This window comes from Pseudomonas sp. RA_35y_Pfl2_P32 (genome assembly GCF_963970735.1).
GTDB lineage: Bacteria > Pseudomonadota > Gammaproteobacteria > Pseudomonadales > Pseudomonadaceae > Aquipseudomonas.
Genome location: NZ_CAXAQF010000059.1, coordinates 1 through 1,342 on the forward strand (window position 1 = coordinate 1; position 1,342 = coordinate 1,342).

Here is a 1,342-nt window from a genome sequence, read left to right on the forward strand (position 1 = left end):
CGTCCCTTCCAGCTCGTTACCGGGCGAAACTGGCGCGGCACCGCCTTCGGTGGCGCCAAGGGTCGCACCGATGTACCGAAGATCGTCGATTGGTACATGAACGGCCGAATTGAAATCGATCCGATGATAACTCACGTCCTGACGCTGGACGATATCAACAAGGGCTTCGACCTGATGCACGCGGGCGAAAGCATCCGCTCGGTCGTGGTCTACTGAGGACAATGTGATGATGCCGACGCTAGAAACCGTCTCCACCGCCTGCGCGCATGGCGGCGTGCAGGGTGTCTACCGCCATGCGTCGGCCGAGACGGGCACCGAGATGAGCTTCTCGGTCTACGTTCCGCCGCACACCGAGGGCACGCGGCTACCGGTCGTCTGGTATCTGTCCGGGCTTACCTGCACGCATGCCAACGTGACTGAGAAAGGCGAGTATCGCGCCGCCTGCGCGCGGCACGGTCTGATCCTCGTCGCGCCCGATACCTCGCCGCGCGGCGAAGGGGTGGCCGACGATCCGGCCGGTGCGTGGGACTTCGGGCTGGGTGCTGCCTTCTACGTCGATGCGACGGAGGCGCCGTTCGCTGCGAACTACCGCATTTGGTCCTACGTCACCGAAGAATTGCCGACGATCGTTGCCGCACATTTTCCGGCGGACATGGCGCAGCAGGCAATCATGGGACATTCGATGGGCGGGCACGGTGCGCTGACGATTGCGCTCAATTTGCCCGACCGCTTTCGCTCGGTCTCTGCCTTCGCTCCGATCGTCGCGCCGATGCAGGTCCCGTGGGGACAGAAGGCGTTCAGCGGCTATCTAGGTGAGGACCAAGCGGCATGGGCACGGCACGATGCAGTCGAGCTCATCGAAGGCGGCGCCCGCGTTCCCGGTCTCCTCGTTGATCAGGGCGGGGCGGATGCGTTCCTAGCCGACCAGCTCAAACCCGAACTGCTGCGCCAGGCATGCGCGGCCGCGGGAATACCTCTGATCTTACGGCTGCATCCGGGTTATGATCACAGCTATTATTTCATTTCCAGCTTCATGGCCGATCATCTCGACTGGCATGCTGAACGGTTGGCTCAGTCGGCGCAGCTATCGCCGCGCAGCAGTTAGTCAGCAATCTCGCCGGGCTGCCACAAGCCGGCGGCGCTTTGCGATATGTGTCCTTGGTTCAGTCGGCCGTGCCGATGTGCCTTTCTGCGCTCGCGACCATCTTTCCTGAAAGGTAGCTACTTAGCACGGGCAGAGTGTACGGGCACTCGGCCTTTTTCAACAGCCACGACCGGTTTTGATACTAAAAATTAGAATCAGCCACCCGATCGACGGCGAACCCAGTCACGCGGAATGGCG

The 1,342-nt window shown here is 62.0% G+C and carries 1 protein-coding gene and 1 pseudogene; both read left to right on the top strand.

Annotated elements, in window-relative coordinates; all coding sequences use genetic code 11:
* Positions 1–216: pseudogene (locus tag AACY45_RS27020) on the top strand (S-(hydroxymethyl)glutathione dehydrogenase); the annotation flags it as partial.
* A gap of 10 nt (positions 217–226) precedes the next feature.
* Positions 227–1,105, top strand: a complete 879-nt coding sequence (fghA, locus tag AACY45_RS27025) for an S-formylglutathione hydrolase (RefSeq protein ID WP_339548483.1) — start codon at positions 227–229, stop codon at positions 1,103–1,105.
* The last annotated feature ends 237 nt before the right edge of the window (positions 1,106–1,342 follow it).

Excerpts from the sequence above, each read along its gene's own strand:
- fghA (WP_339548483.1), top strand. The coding sequence starts at position 227 with ATGATGCCGACGCTAGAAACCGTCTCCACCGCCTGCGCGCATGGCGGC.